The organism is Catenulispora sp. MAP12-49, assembly GCF_041262705.1.
GTDB lineage: Bacteria > Actinomycetota > Actinomycetes > Streptomycetales > Catenulisporaceae > Catenulispora.
Window position 1 is genome coordinate 1 of the sequence record NZ_JBGCCP010000027.1, and the last position, 18,673, is coordinate 18,673.

Here is an 18,673-nt window from a genome sequence, read left to right on the forward strand (position 1 = left end):
CGACGAACACGACGCCAAGCCCTACCGCTGGACCTACGACGGCAGCCCACTCAAAGCCGCATGACCCCCGAAGGATCAATGCGGCGCTGCACTAGGCCCGCATGTTCTAGGCCCGCATGTTCTAGGTCGGCATCAGGCTGCTGATGCGCTCGGCAATCATTACCGTGCTCAGGTGCGTGGGCGCCCGCACCGTCCGCGGCATCACCGAGGCGTCCGCGACGATCACGCCCGCCACGCCCCGCACGGCGCCGTTCGGGTCGAGCACCGCCGCCGCGTCCGACCCCATCCGGCAGCCGCCGGTCGCGTGGTGATAGGGGACGAGGGCACGGCGCAGCAGCCGCGGCAGATCCGGGTCCGCCAACGCCTCCTCGACCGGCGTCGTGGCCAGCCGCGCCGGCCCGGCCATGACCGCTTTGAACTCCGGATGCTCCAGAATCCGCGCCGCCTCCATCAGGCTCGCGGTCATCCGGTCGACGTCGGCCCGCGCGGCCAGCATCCGGAACGCCACTTCCGGCTCGGCCGACGGATCCGCGGAGCGCAACCGAACCCGTCCGGTGGAACGCGGGTCCAGCAGAGCGGCCATGACCCCCGCTGTCGTCCCCGACGGATCGCTGACGTAGATCTGCAGATCGTCCTCTGGCGCACCGCACGTATGAGAGGAGAAACGCAGAGCACAGTGACCCGGTGACGCCTGCGCCTGCGCCCCCGAAACATCCGGACCGGCCGGGAACCTCAGCCAGACAGTCGGATGGTCCTGGAGATGCAGGCCGACCCCGGGAACATCGGCGACGACCGGCACACCCAGCGCGCGCAGATCGCACGCCGGCCCGATGCCCGAGCGCAGCAGCAGCGCCGACGAGTGCACGGCGCCGAGGCAGACCACGGCGCATTCCGCGCGCACCATGTCGACCCCGTCGGCGCCCGCCAGATCCACCCCGACGAAGCGGTCCTGATGGAAGCGCAGCCGCACCGCCAGCGTGTCGGGCCTGATGCACAGGTTCGGGCGTCCCCTCGCCGGTTCGATGTAGGCGTCTTTCATCGACACCCGCATCCCGCCCCGCCGGTTCCAGGCCACCGGCGAGACCCCGGTGCTGCCCGGGGCGTTAATATCAGGATCCTGAGCATGGCCCAGGCCGACGGCCGCCGCTGCGAGCGCCTGGCTGGCCGTCCCCCAGAGGTGCCGCGGCGACCGGGACACCGGCACCGGGCCGCCGGTGCCGTGACCGGGGTGGTCGCCGAAGTCGGCGTCGTCCTCCAGGCGCTGGAACACCGGCGCGACGTCGGCCCAGGACCAGCCCGGCACGCCCCACCTGTCGAAGTCGTCCGGGAGACCGCGGATCGCGGACTGCCCGTTGATCACCGAGCTGCCGCCGATCCCGCGTCCGCACAGGTACGGCCGCTCCGGACCGGCCTCGGTCAACAGGGCCCTGATGTTCGGCCAGCGCAGCTGCCGCAGCCCTGCTGCGCGCAGGAAGTCCGCGCCGCGTACCGCTTCCGGCGTCTCGGCCGCCGGGTAGTCCGGCCCCGCCTCCACCAGCAGCACCCGGCGTGCCGGGTCTTCCGAGAGCCGCGCCGCCACGACCGCGCCGGCTGTGCCGCCGCCGAGGACGACGACGTCGAATCCTTGCCGCGCGGCCATATCCCCGCCTCCTGCTACCTGTGCCCGCGCAAAGTGGCCGGACGCAGTGTGGACTCGTCGATGTCTGATTCACGGAACGCCAGGACCACCTCGGCCAGGGTCGCGGCCAGGAAGTCGACGTCCTGCGGGGGAGTGGTCAGCGGTGGGATGAGCATGACGGTGTCGGGCGTGTAGTCGATCAGCAGCCCGGCTTGCCGACAGCGCGCTTCCAGGTGCCGCTTCATCGGCATCCCGGCCGGACGTCCTCCGGCGTCGAGCAGGTCCAGGCCCACGTAGGCGCCGAGCTGCCGCACGGCGCCCAGGCGCGGCGAGCCGGACAGCGCTTCGGACAGCGCGTGTGCCAAGCGCGCTCCCATCGCGCGCCCCTGCGCCACCACGTCCTCCTGCTGATAGACCCGCAGCGCGGCCAGGGCGGCGGCGCAGGCCACCGGATGGGCGTCGGTGCTGGAGGCATGGGAGAAGGCTGATGTGGAGGAGATGTCGAAGGCGCCGTAGACCTCGTCGGTCACCGCCACCGCGCCGAGGGCCGCGTAGCCGGCCGTGATCGCCTTGGCGAAACACATCACGTCGGGCGTCACGCCGGACAGTTCGGCGGCGAACATCGCGCCGGTCCGGCCGAAGGCCGTGAAGACCTCGTCGAAGACGAGCAGGATCCCGTGCGCGGTGCAGAATTCCCGCAGCTCCCGCAGGAAGTGGTCCGGCAGCGGCACGCCGCTGACGCCCTTCACCGGCTCCACGAACACCGCCGCCAGCTGGTCGGGGTCCAGCTCCCGCAGAGCCGCCAGCATGCCGGAGCCGCACGTCGCCTCGGCGGTGCTCGCCCGGTTGGTGCCGGTCTTGTCGGTGCTCGCCTCGTCACGGCATCGCGGACACGAGGCCATGTCCGGCAGCGGCACGTGCGCGAACCCCTCGGGCATCGGCCCGAAGAACCGGTGCAGGATCCGCTGCCCGCCGGTGGCCATCGCGGTCAGGGTGCTGCCGTGGAAGCTGCCGTCCAACGCGACGACGGTGCGCTTCTTGCGCCGGCCGACGTTGCGTTGGTACCCGCGGGCCATCAGCACGGCCGACTCCACCGCGGCGCTGCCCGTGTGGGTGAACCGGACCCGGGTGATGCCCGCCGGCGCGGCGTCGACCAGTGCGCGGGCGTAGTCCACCGCGACCGGCACCGCCTGCTCCCAGCGCATCGTGCACACGAACGGCAGCTCCCGGGCCTGCTGATACATGGCCTGCGCGATGTCCTCGCGGCTGTAGCCGAGGTTCATGTTGCCGATGCCGGAGCGCGCGTCCAGGCAGCGGTTCCCTTGGGCGTCGACGAGCCAGGAGCCCTCGCCGCGCACCCACATGTCGTCCGGGCCGGCCTGGCCGAGCACGAAGCCCATCGGCGCGAAGCCGTGCCAGAAGGGGTGCGTCGCCGGGTCGAAGCTCGCTCTGTTGTCGGCTGTCGCTCTGCCGTCGGCTGTCGTCCTGCTGTCCGCTGTCGTTCTGCTGTCCGCAGTCACAGGGTCCCTTATGTCCGGCGAGGCCACCGACCGTCAAGGGAGCGGCCCGCCATTGCGGCTCCTCCGTTGCCCGCCCGACGATCGCCCGGTGACCGTCACCGTCGAGCAGCCCCGAACCCGGCGTGAGCTGACCGCCTTCCTGCGCTTCGCCGACGAGGTGAACGCCGAGCGCACGGCCTCCTGGCCCGTGCTGGCCCCGATGCAGCTGCCCTTCGTCTCCGGACAGGGCCCTGATGCGCACGAGCGCGAGGTCCGTCCGCTGGTGGCCCGCGAGGACGGCCGGATCGCCGCCCGCGTCGTGGCCGTCGACGACGCCGCGTACCGGCGGCGATGGGACGACGGCGTCGGGCACCTGAGCCTGTTCGAAGCGCTCCCGGGCCGGGTCGAGTCGATCAGGACTCTGATGAACGAGGCCTGCGACTGGCTGCGCTCGCGCGGAGCCACGGCGGCGCGTGCCGGCCTCGGGGCCGGACCGGACCTGCCGTTCGTCGTCGACGACTACGAATCGCTGCCGCCGCTGCCGGTCCGGCACAACCCGCCCGGGTACCACACGCTGCTGCACGAGGCCGGGTTCGGCGTGGAGAAGTCCTGCCTGGACTACGTGGCCGAGGCGACGCCGGAGCACGTGGCGCGCTGGGAGCGGATCGTCGAAGAGGCGCGGGCCCGCGGGTTCCGCCTGGTGCCGCTGGGCGAGGTGGCACCGGAGCGGCGGATCGAGGACTTCGCGCGGACGTGGAACGAGGCGTTCGCCGACAGCTGGGGCATGACGCCGACCCCGGAGGAGGAGTTCGAGCAGACCTTCGCCTTCGCAGGTCCCCGCGGCATGGACGACTTCTCCGTGGTGGCCTACCGGGACGGCCGGCCGATGGGCGTCGCCTCGTGCGGTCCGACTCTGTCCGGACTGGCGCGGCTGGCGCCGGGCCGGGTGCTGGCGCCGTGGGAGGGGCTGCGGTTCTTCGGCGTCGGGGTCCGGGCACAGATGCGCGGCCAAGGCCTGGGTCTGGCCTTGACCGCGCAGTCCTTTCTGGCTCAGTACCGGATGGGGGCCACGCACCTGGGATACACGATGGTGCTGGCGGACAACTGGGCCTCGCGGCGTACCGCCGAGCGGCTCGGTGCGCGGATCCGGGCGACGTACCTGATCTACCGGCGGGATTTCCGCTGACGGATGCCGATCAGGCGCGCGCCCGGATCAGGCGCGCTGCTCACTCGGCCGCAGTGGCCTCGAACCACGTCTTGGTCTCGGCCGGCGAGGCCGGGGCCGACAGGTCCAGGAACGTCATGTGCGACTTCGCGGTGGCCACGATCTCGCCCTCGCGGGTCCACAGCGTCGCGTGCGCCCCGATCAGGCCGTCGGCGGCGGCGCTGCCCACGCCCTCGATCAGCAGCCACTCCGACTCCGGCGCGAAGTTGTGGAACTCCACCGTCAGGTCCAGCGTCGGCGCCACGAAGGGCAGCGGCGGGGTGAAGGGGGTGGCCACGGTCGGGAACTGCGAGACGTCGGAGATGATCAGGTAGCGGCAGGCCTCCATCCACGGGTCGGGGTACGTGGCGCCGTTCATGAACCGGTCCCAGGCCCGGATCCGGGCGTGCCGCTTGGGCGCGAGCTTGAGCTCCTCCTTGCTCAGGCCCTCGGCCACCGGGACCGTGTGCCCGAGCCGGACCGGCCGGATCTCGAAGTTCTTCCAGAACGGCTCGTCGCCCATCATGGCGATCACGTCGTCGTCCAGCACGATGTTGGGCAGGTCGTCCGGCGGCGGCACCTCCGGCGGCTCCAGCCAGCTGACGTGCGGCCCGTAGGAGCCGGTCGGCACGGCCCAGATGAGCGCGGCCAGGATGGTCTTGCCCTCCTGGATCATCCGCACCTCGAACGACTCGGACTGCTCGGTGTCGCGCAGCTTGGCGACCTCGATGTCGACCGGGCCGAACTGGGCCTCGGCCAGGTAGTGGCAGGTCAGGCTGGCGGGCCGGGCCAGGTTGCTCTCCGCCCGGGCGGCCTGGAGCGCGATCGACGCGAGGTAGCCTCCGACGGGCACCCACATCTTCCACTCCGTGGACACCTCGCCGCGGTACTTCCCGTCTCCGACGCGTTGGACTGCTGTCTGTTCTTCGAGTGTGGGCATGCGACGTTTGTACTGAGACGGGGCTCGAGTGTGGAAGCTCCACAGTTGCTCGGGGCTCAAGTGGGCAGGGGACAGCCGCACAGCGCGAAATCAGCCACGCGGTGGCGGCCCGAATATGGCGGCGAGCGGCGAGCGGCGATCTGCGGGCAGCCAGAAGCGGCCTGGAGGCTGCTCGCCGAAGCAGCAATGCGCCGGCCGGCAGGTGGCAGCCAGCCGCCAGCCGCCAGCTGCCGATCGCCTGCCGCCTGCCGCCCGCTTGTCCGTCCCCTGACTCGGTCGCGGTCACCCCGCGCTGGCCGCGGCAGCCCCCCGCAGTTGCGGCAGCACCTCCGTGGCCAGCAGCCCCATGCTCTCCTCCGCCAGGGCGGCCGGGATCCCGCCGTGGTCGAACATGGTCAGGTAGCCGTCCAGGCCCAGCATCTCCGAGATCTGCCCCATCTTGTCCGCGACCTCGGCCGGGCTGCCGCAGATCGAGGGTCCGGCGATCAGGTCCTCGAAGGCCGGGATGCCGAATTCCGAGCGGCCGCGGCCCACGTTCATGCCGCCCCAGGGCATCAGGGTGCCCAGCAGCCAGGAGAAGTAGTTCAGGTGGTACGGCCGCCAGCGCTCCTTCGCCTGCTGGGAGGTGGCGGCGACGTGGACGTGGCTGCACAGGCCGAGGCGGGAGGCCGCCGCGCCGTACCCGGAGGCCTCGGCGCGTTCCCGGTAGCGGGAGGCCAGCGGGCGGAACACCGACGGCGGCGGGACCAGCGCGGGCAGGATGAGGCCGAAGCCGCCGTCCGCGGCGGTGTCCACGGATCCGAACGAGGATCCGCCGGCGATCCACAGCGGCGGCCTGGGCCCCTGCCGCGGCGCGGGCCGCAGCACCACGTCTTGCAGGGCGCTGCGATACTCACCCTTCCACGTGACCGGCCGCCCCGACCAGAGCTCGACCAGCAGCCCCAGCTTCTCCTCGAAGATCTCCCGGGAGGCGTCCGGGTCCAGGCCGAAGTCCGTGTACGTGCGGCGCAGCAGCCCGCGTCCGACCACCAGGTCCAGCCGGCCGCCGGAGAGCACGTCGAGCGTCGCGTAGTCCTCGGCGGCGCGGACCGGGTCGTGGTTGGGCAGCAGCGCGACGCCGGTGCCCAGCCGGATCCGCTCCGTGCGCGCCGCGATCGTGGCCAGCAGCACCGCCGGTGAGGCGACCGTGTAGTCGCAGAAATGGTGTTCGCCCACGTAGAAGCCGTCGAAGCCGAGCTCCTCGGCCCGCACCGCGAGCCCGACGATCTCCCGGTAGCGCTGCTCGACCGGCGGCGTGGCGCCGGTGTGGGGATCGGCCAGGTTGTCGCCGAGGGTGAGCACGCCGTATGTCACAGGTCGCATGTCAGCAAGACCGCCCGCCGTCTATGACCAGGAGACTCCCGGTCACCCATGCCCCCGCCCGGCTGAGCAGGAGCTCGATCCACGGGACGACGTCCTGCGGCGTCCCCATCCGGCCCAGCGGCGTGGTCCGGATCATCTCCGCGCGCAGGGCTTCCGTCTCCTGCGGCCCGAAGCCGAGGTCGTCGTAGATCTCGGTGTCCAGTGCGCCGGGGGCGACCGTGTTCACCCGCACCCGGGGCGCGAGTTCGCGCGCCAGCGACCGGGTCAGGTGGTGCAGCGCGGCCTTGCTCGCGCCGTACGTCGCGCGCCCCGGCAGCGCCAGCATCCCGCCGATGGAGCCGACGTTGACGACGCTGCCCTCGCGGCGTGACAGTTCCGGGGCGGCGGCGCGGATCAGGGCCAGCGGCCCCAGGAAGTTGGTCCGCACCATCGCCTCGACGTCCGCCTCGGTGGCGCGGTCCAGCGTGCCGAAGCGGGCCAGACCGGCGTTGTTCACGAGGGCGTCCAGGCGCCCGAAGCGTTGCAGGGTCTCGGAAACGATCCGCTGCGCGCTGTCCGGGGCGCCGACGTCGGCGGGGATCAGATGCACGGTTTCGGTTGGCATCGCGGCCGCAGCCTGGGCCAACTCCGCAGTCTGGGCCAACCGCTCGGCCCGCCGCCCGACCAGCACCAGCCGCCAGCCCGTCTTCGCCAGCGCCAGCGCCAGTTCCCGGCCGACCCCGGATCCGGCCCCGGTGACGACGGCCACCGGCGCCGGGACGGCGGTGTCAGTGCTCGAACCACCGCTCGGGTCACTACTCGAACCACCGCTCGAACCACCCTCGTTCGCCACGGCCACCAAGGATGGCTCGGCCCCGCCGCCGCGCGACACCGCCGACGTTGACCCGTTCCCGCACGGCCCGCACCGTTGGCGCGTGCGTATCGAGCAGGCACAGCCGTTGTGGTCCCGGTCCTGGTACTTCGACTTCGTCTCCAGGGACGGCTCGGCCGGCGGGTTCGTCCGGGTCGGGGAGTATCCGCATCTGGGGCAGACCTGGTGGTGGGCCTACGTCGTGGGCCAGGACCGGAAGGTCGCCGGGGCCGCGCTCGAGCTCCCCGGCTCGCTTCCCGACGACGCCCCCTTCCGCCTCGACGACAGCACTCTGCGGATGAGCGTCGGCCCAGGACCGGACGAGGACTGGCACCTGACCGCCACCGGCGACGGCTTCGCCCTCAACATCCGCTGGTCCCCGACCGCCCCGCCGCACGAGTACGGCCGCGGCAACCGCTACGAGCAGCCCGGATGGGCCCGCGGCGCGGTCACCGTCGGCGGCGACACCCTGGCGGTCGACGGCCCCGGCCAGCGGGACCACTCCTGGGGCGTCCGCGACTGGTGGCGGCTGGGCTGGCACTGGTGTGCCGGCTGGCTCGACGACGGCGAACGCTTCCAGGCCACCCGGCTGGAGGCGCGCGGTCGTATCGCCCCGGATGGCTACCTGCTGCCCCTCGGCGGAAAGGCACGTCCGGTTCTCCTCGCCGAGGTGGACACAGGCGCTGAAACCCAAGCAGGCACCCGGATCACCCTCGACGGCCGCTGGTTCGTGTTCGAAGACCTGGCCGCCGTCCCGCTCACCCTGACCGCCCCCGACGGACGTCACAGCATCCTGACCCGCTCGATGGCCGCCGTGCGCGGCCCGGACGGCCGGACCGGCTTCGGCTGGCGCGAGCACAACGTCCCGGCCGCGCGGACCGCCCCTCGAAGTGAGCGCGACTGTGGAGGATCCACAGTTGGCTCCGTTGCCGCTGTCCGCCGCGAAGTGAGAGACATGAGGCGATGAGTACACATCCGTCCGAGCGCATCGAGTCCGCGGCCCTGCTGACCCCCGCGGGGCTGCGGGACGCGGTCGTCGCGCTGCTCGGGAACGACTGCGCCGACCTGGACGACGCCGAGGACCTGATCGGCGCGGGCCTGGACTCGATCGGCATCATGCGGCTGGCCAACCGGCTGATCGGGGCCGGCGCCGAGGTCACGGCGGCCGAGCTGATGGACGAGCCGACGCTGGGGGCCTGGCTCGAGCTGGTGGGGGCCGGCGGCTCCGCCGACGACGCCGACGACGCCTGCCACGCAGCCCCCGAAGAACTCGCGAACATCGCAGTCCCCGAAGAAATTGCGCGCATCGCAGCTCCCGAGAAACTCGCGAACATCGCAGCCCTCGAAGAATGCGCGAACATCGCAGCCCCCGGACTCTCCTCCAAAGCCGGCGAGCCCTTCCCGCTGGCGACGATGCAGCACGCGTACTGGGTCGGCCGCATGGGCGGCCACCCGCTGTCCGTCGCCAGCCACTTCTACTGCGAGTTCGACAGCGCCCACCTGGACGCCGGCCGCCTGGAGCACGCCGCGCGCCTGCTCACCCGCCGCCACCCGATGCTGCGCGCGCAGTTCCTGGAGGACGGCCGGCAGCAGATCCTGCCCAGCAGCCCGTGGCCCGGCGTCACCCGCCATGACCTCAGCGGCGCCGGCGCCGAGGACGCCGCCCGCACCCTGCGGGCGGTCCGCGACCGCGAGTCCCACCGGCGCATGGCCGTGGACTCCGGCGAGGTCTTCGACATCCAGGTCTCCTGCCTGCCCGACGGCCGCTGCCGGCTGCACGTGAACGTCGACATGCTCGTCGCCGACGCCTGGAGCTTCCGCATCCTGCTCGGGGAGCTGGCCCGGCTCTACGCCGATCCCGACGTCGAGCTGCCGCCCCTGGCCTACGACACCGCGCGCTACCAGCGCGACACCGCCGCCGAGGGCGAGCAGGCCGCCGAGCAGGCCTCGGCGTACTGGCGGGACCGCCTCGACACCCTGCCCGCGGCGCCGCAGCTGCCGCTGGCCGTCGATCCCGCCGCGCTCAAGGCCCCGCGCGTGGGCCGGCGCGAGCACTGGCTGTCCGAGGCCGAGTACACGCGGCTGCGCGAGCTGTGCCGCGAGCACCGGGTGACGGTCGCGATGGCGCTGGCGGCCGCGTTCGCCGACGTCGTCGGCCGCTGGTCGGTGGACCAGCGCTTCCTGCTGAACCTGCCGCTGTTCGACCGGCGTCCGGTGCACCCCGACGTGACCGGCCTGATCGGCGACTTCACCGGACTGCTCCTGCTGGCCGTGGACGGCACCGACCAGGCCGCGTTCGCCGAGCAGGCTCGCCGGCTCCAGGAGAGCTTCCGCGCAGACGTCCGGCACGCCGCCTATCCCGGCGTCGCAGTGCTGCGCGACCTGGCCCGGCGCCGCCCCGGCACGATGCCGTCGGCGCCGGTGGTGTTCACCAGCGCGCTCGGGCTCGGCGATCTGTTCGGCCCCGACGTGCGCGCGCAATTCGGCTCCTTGACATGGATGATCTCGCAGACCGCGCAGGTCTGGCTGGACCACCAGGCCACCGAGGACGACGGCCGGCTGCTGCTGAACTGGGACGCGGTGGAGCCGCTGTTCCCGGCCGGCTGCCTGGACGCCATGTTCGAGGCCTACGTCGCGGCGATCCGCTGGCTGCTGGATCCGGATTCCGACTGGAGCGATCCGCTGCCGGCGGCCCTGCCCACAGCGCAGGCGCGGACCCGCGCCCGGGTCAACGACACCGCGACGCCGGTGCCGTCGGTGGCGCTGTTCGAGCCGTTCCTGGCCTGCGCCGAGGCCGCGCCGGAACGGCTGGCCCTGGCTTGGTGCGACGACAGCACCATGACTTACGGCGAGCTGGCCGGCTGCGCTCGCGGCCTGGCCCTGCAACTGCTGGAATCCGGCGTCCGGCCGAGCGAGCCGGTGGCCGTCACGCTGCCCAAGGGCCCGGCCCAGGTGATCGCCGTTCTCGGGGTCCTGATGGCCGGCTGCTGTTACGTCCCGGTCGGCGTCGACCAGCCGGCGGCCCGCCGCGACCACGTGTACGCCGCCGCCGGGGTGCGCCTGGTGATCAGCGACGACGACCTGCCCGATCCGCCCGAGGGCATCGACCAGGTGGTCTTCGGGGCTCCCGCCGCGCCCGGCGAGGGGGAGCTGCCGAAGGTCTCCGGCGACCAGCCGGCCTACCTGCTGTTCACCTCCGGCTCCACCGGCACGCCGAAGGGCGTGCTGATCCCGCACGCGGCGGCGGTGAACACCGTCACCGATATCAACACCCGCTGCGGGATCGGCCCGCAGGACCGGATTCTGGCGGTATCAGCGCTCGACTTCGACCTCTCCGTGTACGACCTGTTCGGGGTGCTCTCCGTCGGCGGCGCCGCGGTGCTGATCAACGAGGAGGAGCGCCGGGACGCGCGGCGCTGGCTGGACCTGGTCCGGTGGTGGGACGTCACGCTGTGGCAGACCGTGCCGGCGCTGCTCGACATGCTGCTGATGGCCGCCGAGGCCGACGACGAGTCCGCCGGCGGCCTGGGCGCATTGCGCTGGGCACTGGTCGGCGGCGACTGGCCCGGCCTGGACCTGGCCGGACGCCTGGCGGTCCAGGCCCCCGGCAGCAGGCTGGCCGCGCTCGGCGGGACCACCGAGACCGCGATCCACTCCACCTGGTACCAGGTAGATCGCCTACCGCCTGATTGGGTGTCGGTGCCCTGGGGCACGCCGCTGGGCAACGTCCGCTGCCGGGTCGTGGACGGCCTGGGCCGCGACCGCCCCGACTGGGTGCCCGGCGAGCTGTGGATCGGCGGCGCCTCGGTGGCGCTGGGCTATCACGGCGATGCCGAACGGACGCGCCGGCAGTTCGTCGAGCACGACGGCACGCGCTGGTACCGCACCGGCGACATCGCTCGCTACCGCCCCGACGGGCTGCTGGAGTTCCTCGGCCGCGACGACCACCAGGTGAAGATCCGCGGCCACCGCATCGAGTTGGGCGAGGTGGAGGCGGCATGCCACGCGTGCCCCGGCGTCGAGCGAGCGGTCGCGGTGGGCATCGGGGAGCGGGGCCGCCGGCAGCTGGCCGTCGCGGTCTCGGTCGCGGCCGGCGACGGCGGCGGTGAGGGCGCCGGTGCCGGCGGCGCTGACAGTGCCGGAACCGGCGGTGGCGGTGCCGGTGCCGGCGGTGCCGGAAGCAGCGGCGCCAACGGTGCCGGCAGTGCCCGAAGCAGCGGCGCCGGCGATACCGACATCCGCCACCTCGTCGCCCGCCTACGCGCTGTGCTCGCCGAACGTCTGCCCTCGTACATGATCCCCGAGCACGTCGCCGTGCTCACAGACCTGCCGCTGAGCCCGAACGGCAAGATCGACCGGGCCGCGATCGCCCGGCTGCTCGCCGAGCGCCGCCCGGTCGGGAGCGGCGCCGCCGCACCGCCGGCCGGGCCGGTCGAGCAGGCCCTGTCGGAGATCTGGAGCCGGCTGCTGGACGTCGCCGACGTCGGCCGCGACCAGAGCTTCTTCACCCTGGGCGGGGACAGCCTGCTCGCCACCCGTTTCATTCAGGAGACGCGCCGCGCCACCGGCTGGGACATCTCACTGCGCCAGCTGTTCGACGCGCCCACCATCGGCGAGTTGGCGGCCGTGGTCGCCGACCGGCCCGACGGGGTGCCGATGGAGGAGGGGGTCCTGTGACCGACACCGTGACCGACACCGTGATCGAGACCGATGTGGATCTGGCGGCGCTCGTCGCGCGCCTGGAATCAGTCGGCGTCCAGCTGTGGGAGGACGGCGGCCAGATCCGCTTCCGCGCCCCGGTCGGCGCCCTGACCGACCAGGACCGTACTACGCTGCGCGCGCACCGCACCGCCCTGGCCGAGTTCCTGCGGGACGACGTCTCCGGCGAGCAGCTCGTGCCCGACCCGGCAAACGCGCACTCACCCTTTCCCCTGACCGACGTCCAGGCCGCATATCTACTCGGTCGCAGCAGTGCCCTGGACTACGGCGACGTCGGCTGCCAGGTCTATCTCGAAGCCGTCTTCAACGACGCCGAGTTCGACGCCCCCCGCATCGCCGCCGCCTGGCAGGCCCTGATCGACCGGCACCCGATGCTCCGCGCGGTCGTCGACGAGCGGGGCCACCAGCAGGTACTGGCCGAGGTCCCGCGCTACGACATGCCGGTCCTGGACCTGCGCTCGCACGTCCCCGACGCCGCCGCCGAGGCAGTGCTGGAGGTCCGCGAGCAGCTGTGCCGCCGGGACTACCAGCCCGACCACTGGCCGCTGTTCGACGTCCGGGCCAGCCTGACCGGCACCGGCGCCGTCCTGCACCTGTCCTTCGACCTGCTGATCGCCGACTTCATGAGCATCCAGCTGCTGCTGGACGAGCTGTACGAGCTCTACCACACCCCCGAGCAGCCCCTGGCAGAGCTCGAAGTCACCTACCGCGACTACGCCGTGGCCGAGCGCCGCCGCCGCGACCGGCGCGGCTACCTGCGGGCCCGTGACTACTGGCGCGGGCGCATCGACACCCTGCCCACCGCCCCCGCACTGCCCATGCTGGACCGGCCCCAGACCCGCGGATCGGTGGCCTTCCGCCGCCGGCAGACCGAGCTGGCGCCGCAGCAGTGGGCGGCGTTGCGCGCACACTGCGCCGCGCGCGGGCTGACCCCGTCCGGCGCGGTGCTGGCCGCCTACGCCGAGACCCTGGGCCGCTGGACCCGCCAGGACCGGTTCTGCCTCAGCGTCACCCTGCTCAACCGGCTCCCGCTGCACCCGCAGGTCGAGGCGCTGGTCGGCGACTTCACGACGGTCGACGTGCTCGAAGTCGCCCAGGACCCGGACGCCGCCTTCACCGCGCGGGCCCGCCAGACCCAGGCGCAGCTGTGGGCCGACATGGACCACCTGTCCTACTCCGGCGTGGAGGTGCTGCGCGAGGTCGGCCGACGCCGCGGACGTGCCGCCGCGCTGATGCCGGTGGTCTTCACCAGCGCCATCGCCCTGAACGACGAGGGCCGCGAGCCCCGCTTCTGGCGCGACGCGACCCTGGCCGCCGGGCTCACCCAGACCCCGCAGGTGTGGATCGACTGCCAGGTCATGGTGCGCGGCGGCGCGCTGGCGGTGAACTGGGACGTGCGCGACGGCGTGTTCCCGCCCGGCCTGGTCGACGCCATGTTCGAGGCCTTCGAAGCATTGCTGCTGCGCCTGGCCGCCGAGGAATCGGCGTGGGACATCCCGGCCGAGCTGCCGCTGCCGGCTGCACAGGCCGAACGTCGCCGCGAAGCGAACGACACCGGCGACGCCGAGATCGAAGCACGCACGCAGAACGCCTTGCTGCACCACGCATTGCTGGACCAAGCCCGGAACCGGCCGGACCAGCCAGCCGTGATCAGCGCATCGGGCACGGTCACCTACGGCGAATTGCTGGGGCGCGCTGCCGCCGTGGCGCGGGAGTTGGGAACAGAGTCGGACGCCCCGGTCGCGGTCGTGATGGATCGCGGGCCGGAACAAGTCATCGGCGTGCTCGGCGCGCTGCTGGCCGGGCGTACCTATCTGCCCATCGACAGCACCCAGCCCCCCGCTCGCAGAAACCTGATGCTCGCCGACGCCGGCGTGCGCGACGTCCTCACCCAAAGCTGGCTGCTCGACGGCCCCGAATGGCCTGAGCGAACACAGATCCGGCGCCATGCGATCGACGAAGTGGCGGCGCTCGTCGATCCCGCATTTCACGTGATCTCGGCCGAGACCGCCACCCCCGATTCCATCGCCTACGTGATCTACACATCCGGCTCGACCGGCGCGCCGAAGGGCGTCCAGATCACCCATCGCAGTGCCCTGAACACCATCGAGGACATCAATGCCCGCTTCGGCGTCGGCCGCAGTGACAGCGTCCTGGGCCTGGCGAACCTGGGCTTCGACCTGTCGGTCTACGACATCTTCGGCGTCCTAGGCGCCGGCGGCCGGCTGGTGCTGCCCGACCATGAGCGGCGCGGCGACCCGACGCACTGGGCGCAGGTCGTCGCCGAGAACGGCGTCACCGTCTGGAACTCGGTGCCCGCCCAGATGCAGATGCTCACCGACTACCTGGAGTCCGACGCCGATGCTGATGCCGACGCCGAAGCCGCCGTCGGATCCCTGCGCTTGGCACTGCTCAGCGGCGACTGGATCCCGGTGACGCTGCCCGACCGGGCCCGCCGGCGAATCCCCGGCCTCGCGGTGATCAGCCTCGGCGGTGCCACCGAGGCCGCGATCTGGTCGATCTGGCATCCGGTCGGCGAGGTGCCCGAGGGCGCGCGCAGCATCCCGTACGGCAAGCCGCTGGCGAATCAGACCTTTCACGTCCTGGACCCCTGGCTGCGCGACTGCCCCGACGGCGTCACCGGCGAGCTGTACATCGGCGGCGTGGGCCTGGCCGCCGGATATCTCGGCGACCCCGAACGCACCGCGGCCCGCTTCATCGTCGATCCGCGCACCGGTCGGCGGCTGTACCGCACCGGGGACCTCGGCCGCTATATGCCCGACGGCGAGATCGAGTTCCTCGGCCGCGAGGACACGCAGGTGAAGATCCGCGGCCACCGCATCGAGCTGGCCGAGATCGAGGCCGCGCTGCTGGCCCAGCCCGGCGTCGCCGAGGCCGCGGTGGTGACGGACGGCACCGGGCCCTTCGACCGCAAGCTCGTCGGCTTCGTCGCCGGCGGCCCCCGGTCGGCCGATGCCGTCACCGCCGACGTCCCGGCGCGCGCCGAACTCGCCCGGATCGCCGAACACGCCGGCGAGGAGGTCGTGGCGGACGTCGATCGCGAAGGCTACGTCGCCTACCTGCGCCACCTGGACGCTCTGGCGTTGCAGTCGATGCTGGCCGCTTTCCGCGAAGGCGGCCTGTTCGGACCCGGCGAGGCGCACACCTCGCAGGAAGTCCAGGACCGGATGCAGACCGCGTCCCGCAACCGGCGCGTGGTCCGGCGCTGGCTGCGGGCCCTGGCCGACAACGGCCTGCTGAGCTACGACCCGGCTACGGAGACCTACAGCAGCCTGACCTCCTACGACTCCGATGCCGCTGCCGCCATCGCCGCCGGCTGGGACGAGGCCGACGCCCTCCAGGCCCGCTTCGACCCCGCCTCGGTCAAGGTCCACGACTACTTCAAGGCCAGCACCGGCCGGCTTCCCGAAGTGCTCCGCAGCGACGGCGCCGACGCCGTGCAACTGCTGTTCCCCCAGGGACGGACCGACGTCACAGAGTCCTTGTACAACGTGACCCTGTTCAACCGCTGGGCCAACCAGGTCCTGACCGCCGCGATCTGCCATCTCGCGGGCTCTCCGGAGCGGACACGGCCGCTGCGTATCCTCGAAGTCGGCGCCGGCGTCGGCGGGACCAGCCGCGACGTCATACCCGCTCTGGCCGGGTACGAGGTCGACTATCTGTTCACCGACCTGTCCCAGTTCTTCCTCGGCGCGGCGCGCACCACCTTCCAGGCCTACCCCTGGGTCCGGTACGCCACGTTCGACGTCGACACCGACTACCGCGCCCAGGGGATGGCGGCGAACTCCTTCGACGTGATCCTGCTCGGCGACGTCATGCACGCCACCCACCACGTCGGCCGGACGCTGGCCACGCTGCGCGAGCTGCTCGCGCCCGGCGGCTGGCTGCTGTTCGCCGAGATGACCCGCGACCACTACCAGATCATGACCTCGATGGAGCTGCTGCTCATCGACGAGGGCAGCGCCGGGGACTTCGCCGACCTGCGGCGCGGCAAGGACCAGACCTTCGTCGGCCACGAGGACTGGCTGCGCCTGCTCGCCCGCTCCGGCGACGAACTGGCCTTCGCCCTGCCCCGCGACGACGACGCGCTGTCCGGGACCGGGCTTCGCGTCTACGCCGAGCAGGTCAAGACCGACCGGATCCGCCTTGATCCGCACCGGATCCTGGACGAGGCCGCGGTCCGGCTGCCTGCGGCGATGGTGCCCGGAGCGGTGCACGTCCTGGACCGGCTCCCGCTGACCGCCAACGGCAAGACCGACCGCGAGCGCCTCGGCAGCCTGATCCCGAAGACGGCGCAGGACCGCGCCGACGGCGACACCGGCGAAGCCGATGAACTCGCCGACGACCTGGAACGCCGGATCGCCCGCCAATGGGAGGAGGTCCTGGCCCTGCCCCGCGTGGGCCGCACCCTGGGCTTCTTCGAGGCCGGCGGCGACTCGCTGCTGGCCACCCGGCTCACCACCGCCCTGCTCGACCACGTCCCGGAGGCCAAACCGGTGGACTTCGCCGTGCTGCTGCGGCTGATCCTGGAAGGGCCCTCGGTGCTGACCCTCGCCGCCCAGCTTCGGCCGGCGCCGTGAAGGCGGCCGTCGGCCTCATCGGCGGCTACGGCGCGGTCGGCCGCGCCGCCGCCGCGCAGCTGGCCGCCTGGGGACGCGGGCCGGTGCTGGTCGCGGGACGGGATGCGGCGCGCGCCGACGTGGTGCTGGACCTGGACGACGGCGATGCCCTGGCAGCGTTCTGCGACCAGGTGGAGGTCACGGTCAACTGCGCCGGGCCCTCCTACCGGGTCCTGGACCGGGTCGCGCGTGCGGCGCTGGCTGCCGGCTCGCACTATGTCGATCCCGGCGGCGATGATCCGGTCCACGATCTCCTGGCCGAGGTAGACACGGTCGCGAAAACCGTTGTCCTGTCAGCGGGCATGCTTCCCGGCCTGACCGGACTGCTGCCTCGGGCCTTGGCGGTCGGCACGGGTGCCGCGCTGACTTCGCTCACCGGCTACGTCGGCGGTCGTGACCGCTTCACCGCCGTCGCCGCCGCCGACTACCTCGCCTCCCTCCACAACGGCTTCGGCCGCCCCAACCAGGCCTGGCGCGCCGGCCGCCGCAGCGAGCAGACGTTGTCCCCGCTGTTCGACGTCGACCTCCCGCACTTCCCCGACGCGGCCGCCGCCCACCCCTACCTCAGCACCGAGATGGAGCGCCTGGCCCGGCGACTGCGGATCAGCGATCTGACCTTCTACAACGTCTTCCTCGGCAAGCACCTGCTCGCCGCGCTCGCCGAACCGGCCGGCGACAAGAACGACGGGAGCGATGACGGCATCGACCGCCTCACCGCCGCCGCCGACCTGGACCTGCTCGGCCGCGATCCCCATCAGCGCCTGGTGTTCCACCTCGACGCGCGCGACGGGACCCGAGCTGCTCTGGTGCTCTCCGGCCACGGCGCCAGCGAGCTCACCGGAGCCACCGTCGCGCTGGCGGCGTGCGCGGTCCTGGACGGTGCCGTGCCGTCCGGCGTGCACTTCGCCGCGGACGTGCTGGATCCGCTGTGGGCCGTGGAACGGTTGCGGACCGCCGCGGCTGTGCAGGCGATCGAGATCTACGAGACGGTGGCCGGGCCGCAGGACGCATCAGGCTTCGAGGAGGGTGAGCTGTGAGCGCGCCCCGCCCCGGCCGCTACGCCAGCGGACGCTGGCTGCGCATCGCGCACCCGCGGCCCGAGGCGCAGACCGTCCTGGTCGCCTTCCCGCACGCTGGCGGCTCGGCCACCTTCTTCCGGGCCTGGGGCGCCCTGCTGCCGCCGGACGTCGAACTGGTCGCGGTGCAGTACCCCGGCCGCCTGGACCGGCTGCGCGAACCCTGCATCGACGACGTGCACCAGCTGGCCGAGGCGATCCTGAAGGCCCTGGACGGCCGCCTGGACCGGGACATCGCCCTGTTCGGCCACAGCCTGGGCGCCCTGGTCGCCTTCGAGACCGCACTGCGGATGGAGGATCAGGGCCTGGACATCAGAGCCCTGTTCCTGTCGAGCCCGCCGGCCCGCGACGCGCAAGCCCGCCGCCGCCCGCACCTGTCCGATGAGAGCCTGCTGGATGAACTGCGCCGGCTCGGCGCCACCCCGGCCGACGTCATCGACGATCCGCGCGCGTGCGAGACCATCCTCGTGGGCCTGCGGGGCGACTACCGCGCCGCCGCCCACTACGTCCCCGATCCCGACCGCCGGCTGCGCTGCCCGGTGGAAGCGCTGATCGGCGACGACGACCCCGATGTCAGTCCGGTCGCGACCAAGGCCTGGGCGGCGGCCACGGCGGGCGCGTGGGCGCTGCACGAGTTCGCCGGCGACCACTTCTACCTCGTTCCGCAGCGCACCGCCGTGCTGGAGCTGGTCGCGGACCGGCTCGGCGCGCCAGGGCCCGGCCCGCTGCCGGGCGGGAGGGCAGACCTGTGCCGTCACTAGGATC

The 18,673-nt window shown here is 72.6% G+C and carries 11 protein-coding genes; 6 read left to right on the top strand and 5 right to left on the bottom strand.

Going from position 1 to position 18,673, the window contains the following annotated elements; translation table 11 throughout:
• Positions 1 to 121: 121 nt before the first annotated feature.
• Together ABIA35_RS35675 and ABIA35_RS35680 are read right to left on the bottom strand one after the other, a co-directional pair.
• Entirely contained in the window at positions 122 to 1,639 is a 1,518-nt protein-coding gene (locus tag ABIA35_RS35675; RefSeq protein WP_370360875.1) for a GMC family oxidoreductase, read from the bottom strand.
• A gap of 14 nt (positions 1,640 to 1,653) precedes the next feature.
• A complete protein-coding gene (locus ABIA35_RS35680; RefSeq protein ID WP_370360876.1) occupies positions 1,654 to 3,138 on the bottom strand; it encodes an aspartate aminotransferase family protein in 1,485 nt (494 codons plus the stop codon).
• Positions 3,139 to 3,226: 88 nt separating this feature from the next.
• Between ABIA35_RS35680 and ABIA35_RS35685 the strand changes: the two genes are divergently transcribed.
• Positions 3,227 to 4,303, top strand: coding sequence for an N-acetyltransferase family protein (locus ABIA35_RS35685; RefSeq protein WP_370360877.1), 1,077 nt, complete (start codon positions 3,227 to 3,229; stop codon positions 4,301 to 4,303).
• A 40-nt stretch (positions 4,304 to 4,343) separates the two neighbouring features.
• On the opposite strand, the gene ABIA35_RS35690 is transcribed toward ABIA35_RS35685, so the two are convergent.
• The 3 genes from ABIA35_RS35690 to ABIA35_RS35700 form a co-directional block, all read right to left on the bottom strand.
• Complete coding sequence (locus ABIA35_RS35690; RefSeq protein WP_370343395.1) at positions 4,344 to 5,261, bottom strand: thioesterase family protein; 918 nt, start codon at positions 5,259 to 5,261, stop codon at positions 4,344 to 4,346.
• Between the two features lie 282 nt (positions 5,262 to 5,543).
• Entirely contained in the window at positions 5,544 to 6,623 is a 1,080-nt protein-coding gene (locus tag ABIA35_RS35695; protein WP_370360878.1) for an LLM class flavin-dependent oxidoreductase, read from the bottom strand.
• Position 6,624: 1 nt separating this feature from the next.
• A complete protein-coding gene (locus ABIA35_RS35700; protein WP_370343398.1) occupies positions 6,625 to 7,455 on the bottom strand; it encodes an SDR family NAD(P)-dependent oxidoreductase in 831 nt (276 codons plus the stop codon).
• A gap of 82 nt (positions 7,456 to 7,537) precedes the next feature.
• Here ABIA35_RS35700 and ABIA35_RS35705 point away from each other — a divergent pair, with 82 nt between their 5' ends.
• The 5 genes from ABIA35_RS35705 to ABIA35_RS35725 are packed head-to-tail and all read left to right on the top strand — an operon-like array spanning position 7,538 to position 18,669.
• On the top strand, positions 7,538 to 8,440 hold the full coding sequence (locus tag ABIA35_RS35705) for a hypothetical protein (RefSeq protein WP_370360879.1): 903 nt from the start codon (positions 7,538 to 7,540) through the stop codon (positions 8,438 to 8,440).
• Complete coding sequence (locus ABIA35_RS35710) at positions 8,437 to 12,150, top strand: amino acid adenylation domain-containing protein (protein ID WP_370360880.1); 3,714 nt, start codon at positions 8,437 to 8,439, stop codon at positions 12,148 to 12,150. The genes ABIA35_RS35705 and ABIA35_RS35710 overlap by 4 nt, the downstream gene beginning before the upstream one ends.
• Entirely contained in the window at positions 12,147 to 16,793 is a 4,647-nt protein-coding gene (locus ABIA35_RS35715; RefSeq protein WP_370360881.1) for an amino acid adenylation domain-containing protein, read from the top strand. The genes ABIA35_RS35710 and ABIA35_RS35715 overlap by 4 nt, the downstream gene beginning before the upstream one ends.
• The gene (locus ABIA35_RS35720; protein WP_370360882.1) at positions 16,790 to 17,869 is read left to right on the top strand and encodes a saccharopine dehydrogenase NADP-binding domain-containing protein; all 1,080 of its coding nucleotides are present in this window, start codon (positions 16,790 to 16,792) and stop codon (positions 17,867 to 17,869) included. The genes ABIA35_RS35715 and ABIA35_RS35720 overlap by 4 nt, the downstream gene beginning before the upstream one ends.
• Entirely contained in the window at positions 17,866 to 18,669 is an 804-nt protein-coding gene (locus ABIA35_RS35725) for a thioesterase II family protein (RefSeq protein ID WP_370343404.1), read from the top strand. The genes ABIA35_RS35720 and ABIA35_RS35725 overlap by 4 nt, the downstream gene beginning before the upstream one ends.
• Positions 18,670 to 18,673 lie beyond the last annotated feature (4 nt).

Excerpts from the sequence above, each read along its gene's own strand:
- ABIA35_RS35675 (WP_370360875.1), bottom strand. The coding sequence starts at position 1,639 with ATGGCCGCGCGGCAAGGATTCGACGTCGTCGTCCTCGGCGGCGGCACA.
- ABIA35_RS35695 (WP_370360878.1), bottom strand. The coding sequence starts at position 6,623 with ATGCGACCTGTGACATACGGCGTGCTCACCCTCGGCGACAACCTGGCC.
- ABIA35_RS35690 (WP_370343395.1), bottom strand. The coding sequence starts at position 5,261 with ATGCCCACACTCGAAGAACAGACAGCAGTCCAACGCGTCGGAGACGGG.
- ABIA35_RS35710 (WP_370360880.1), top strand. The coding sequence starts at position 8,437 with ATGAGTACACATCCGTCCGAGCGCATCGAGTCCGCGGCCCTGCTGACC.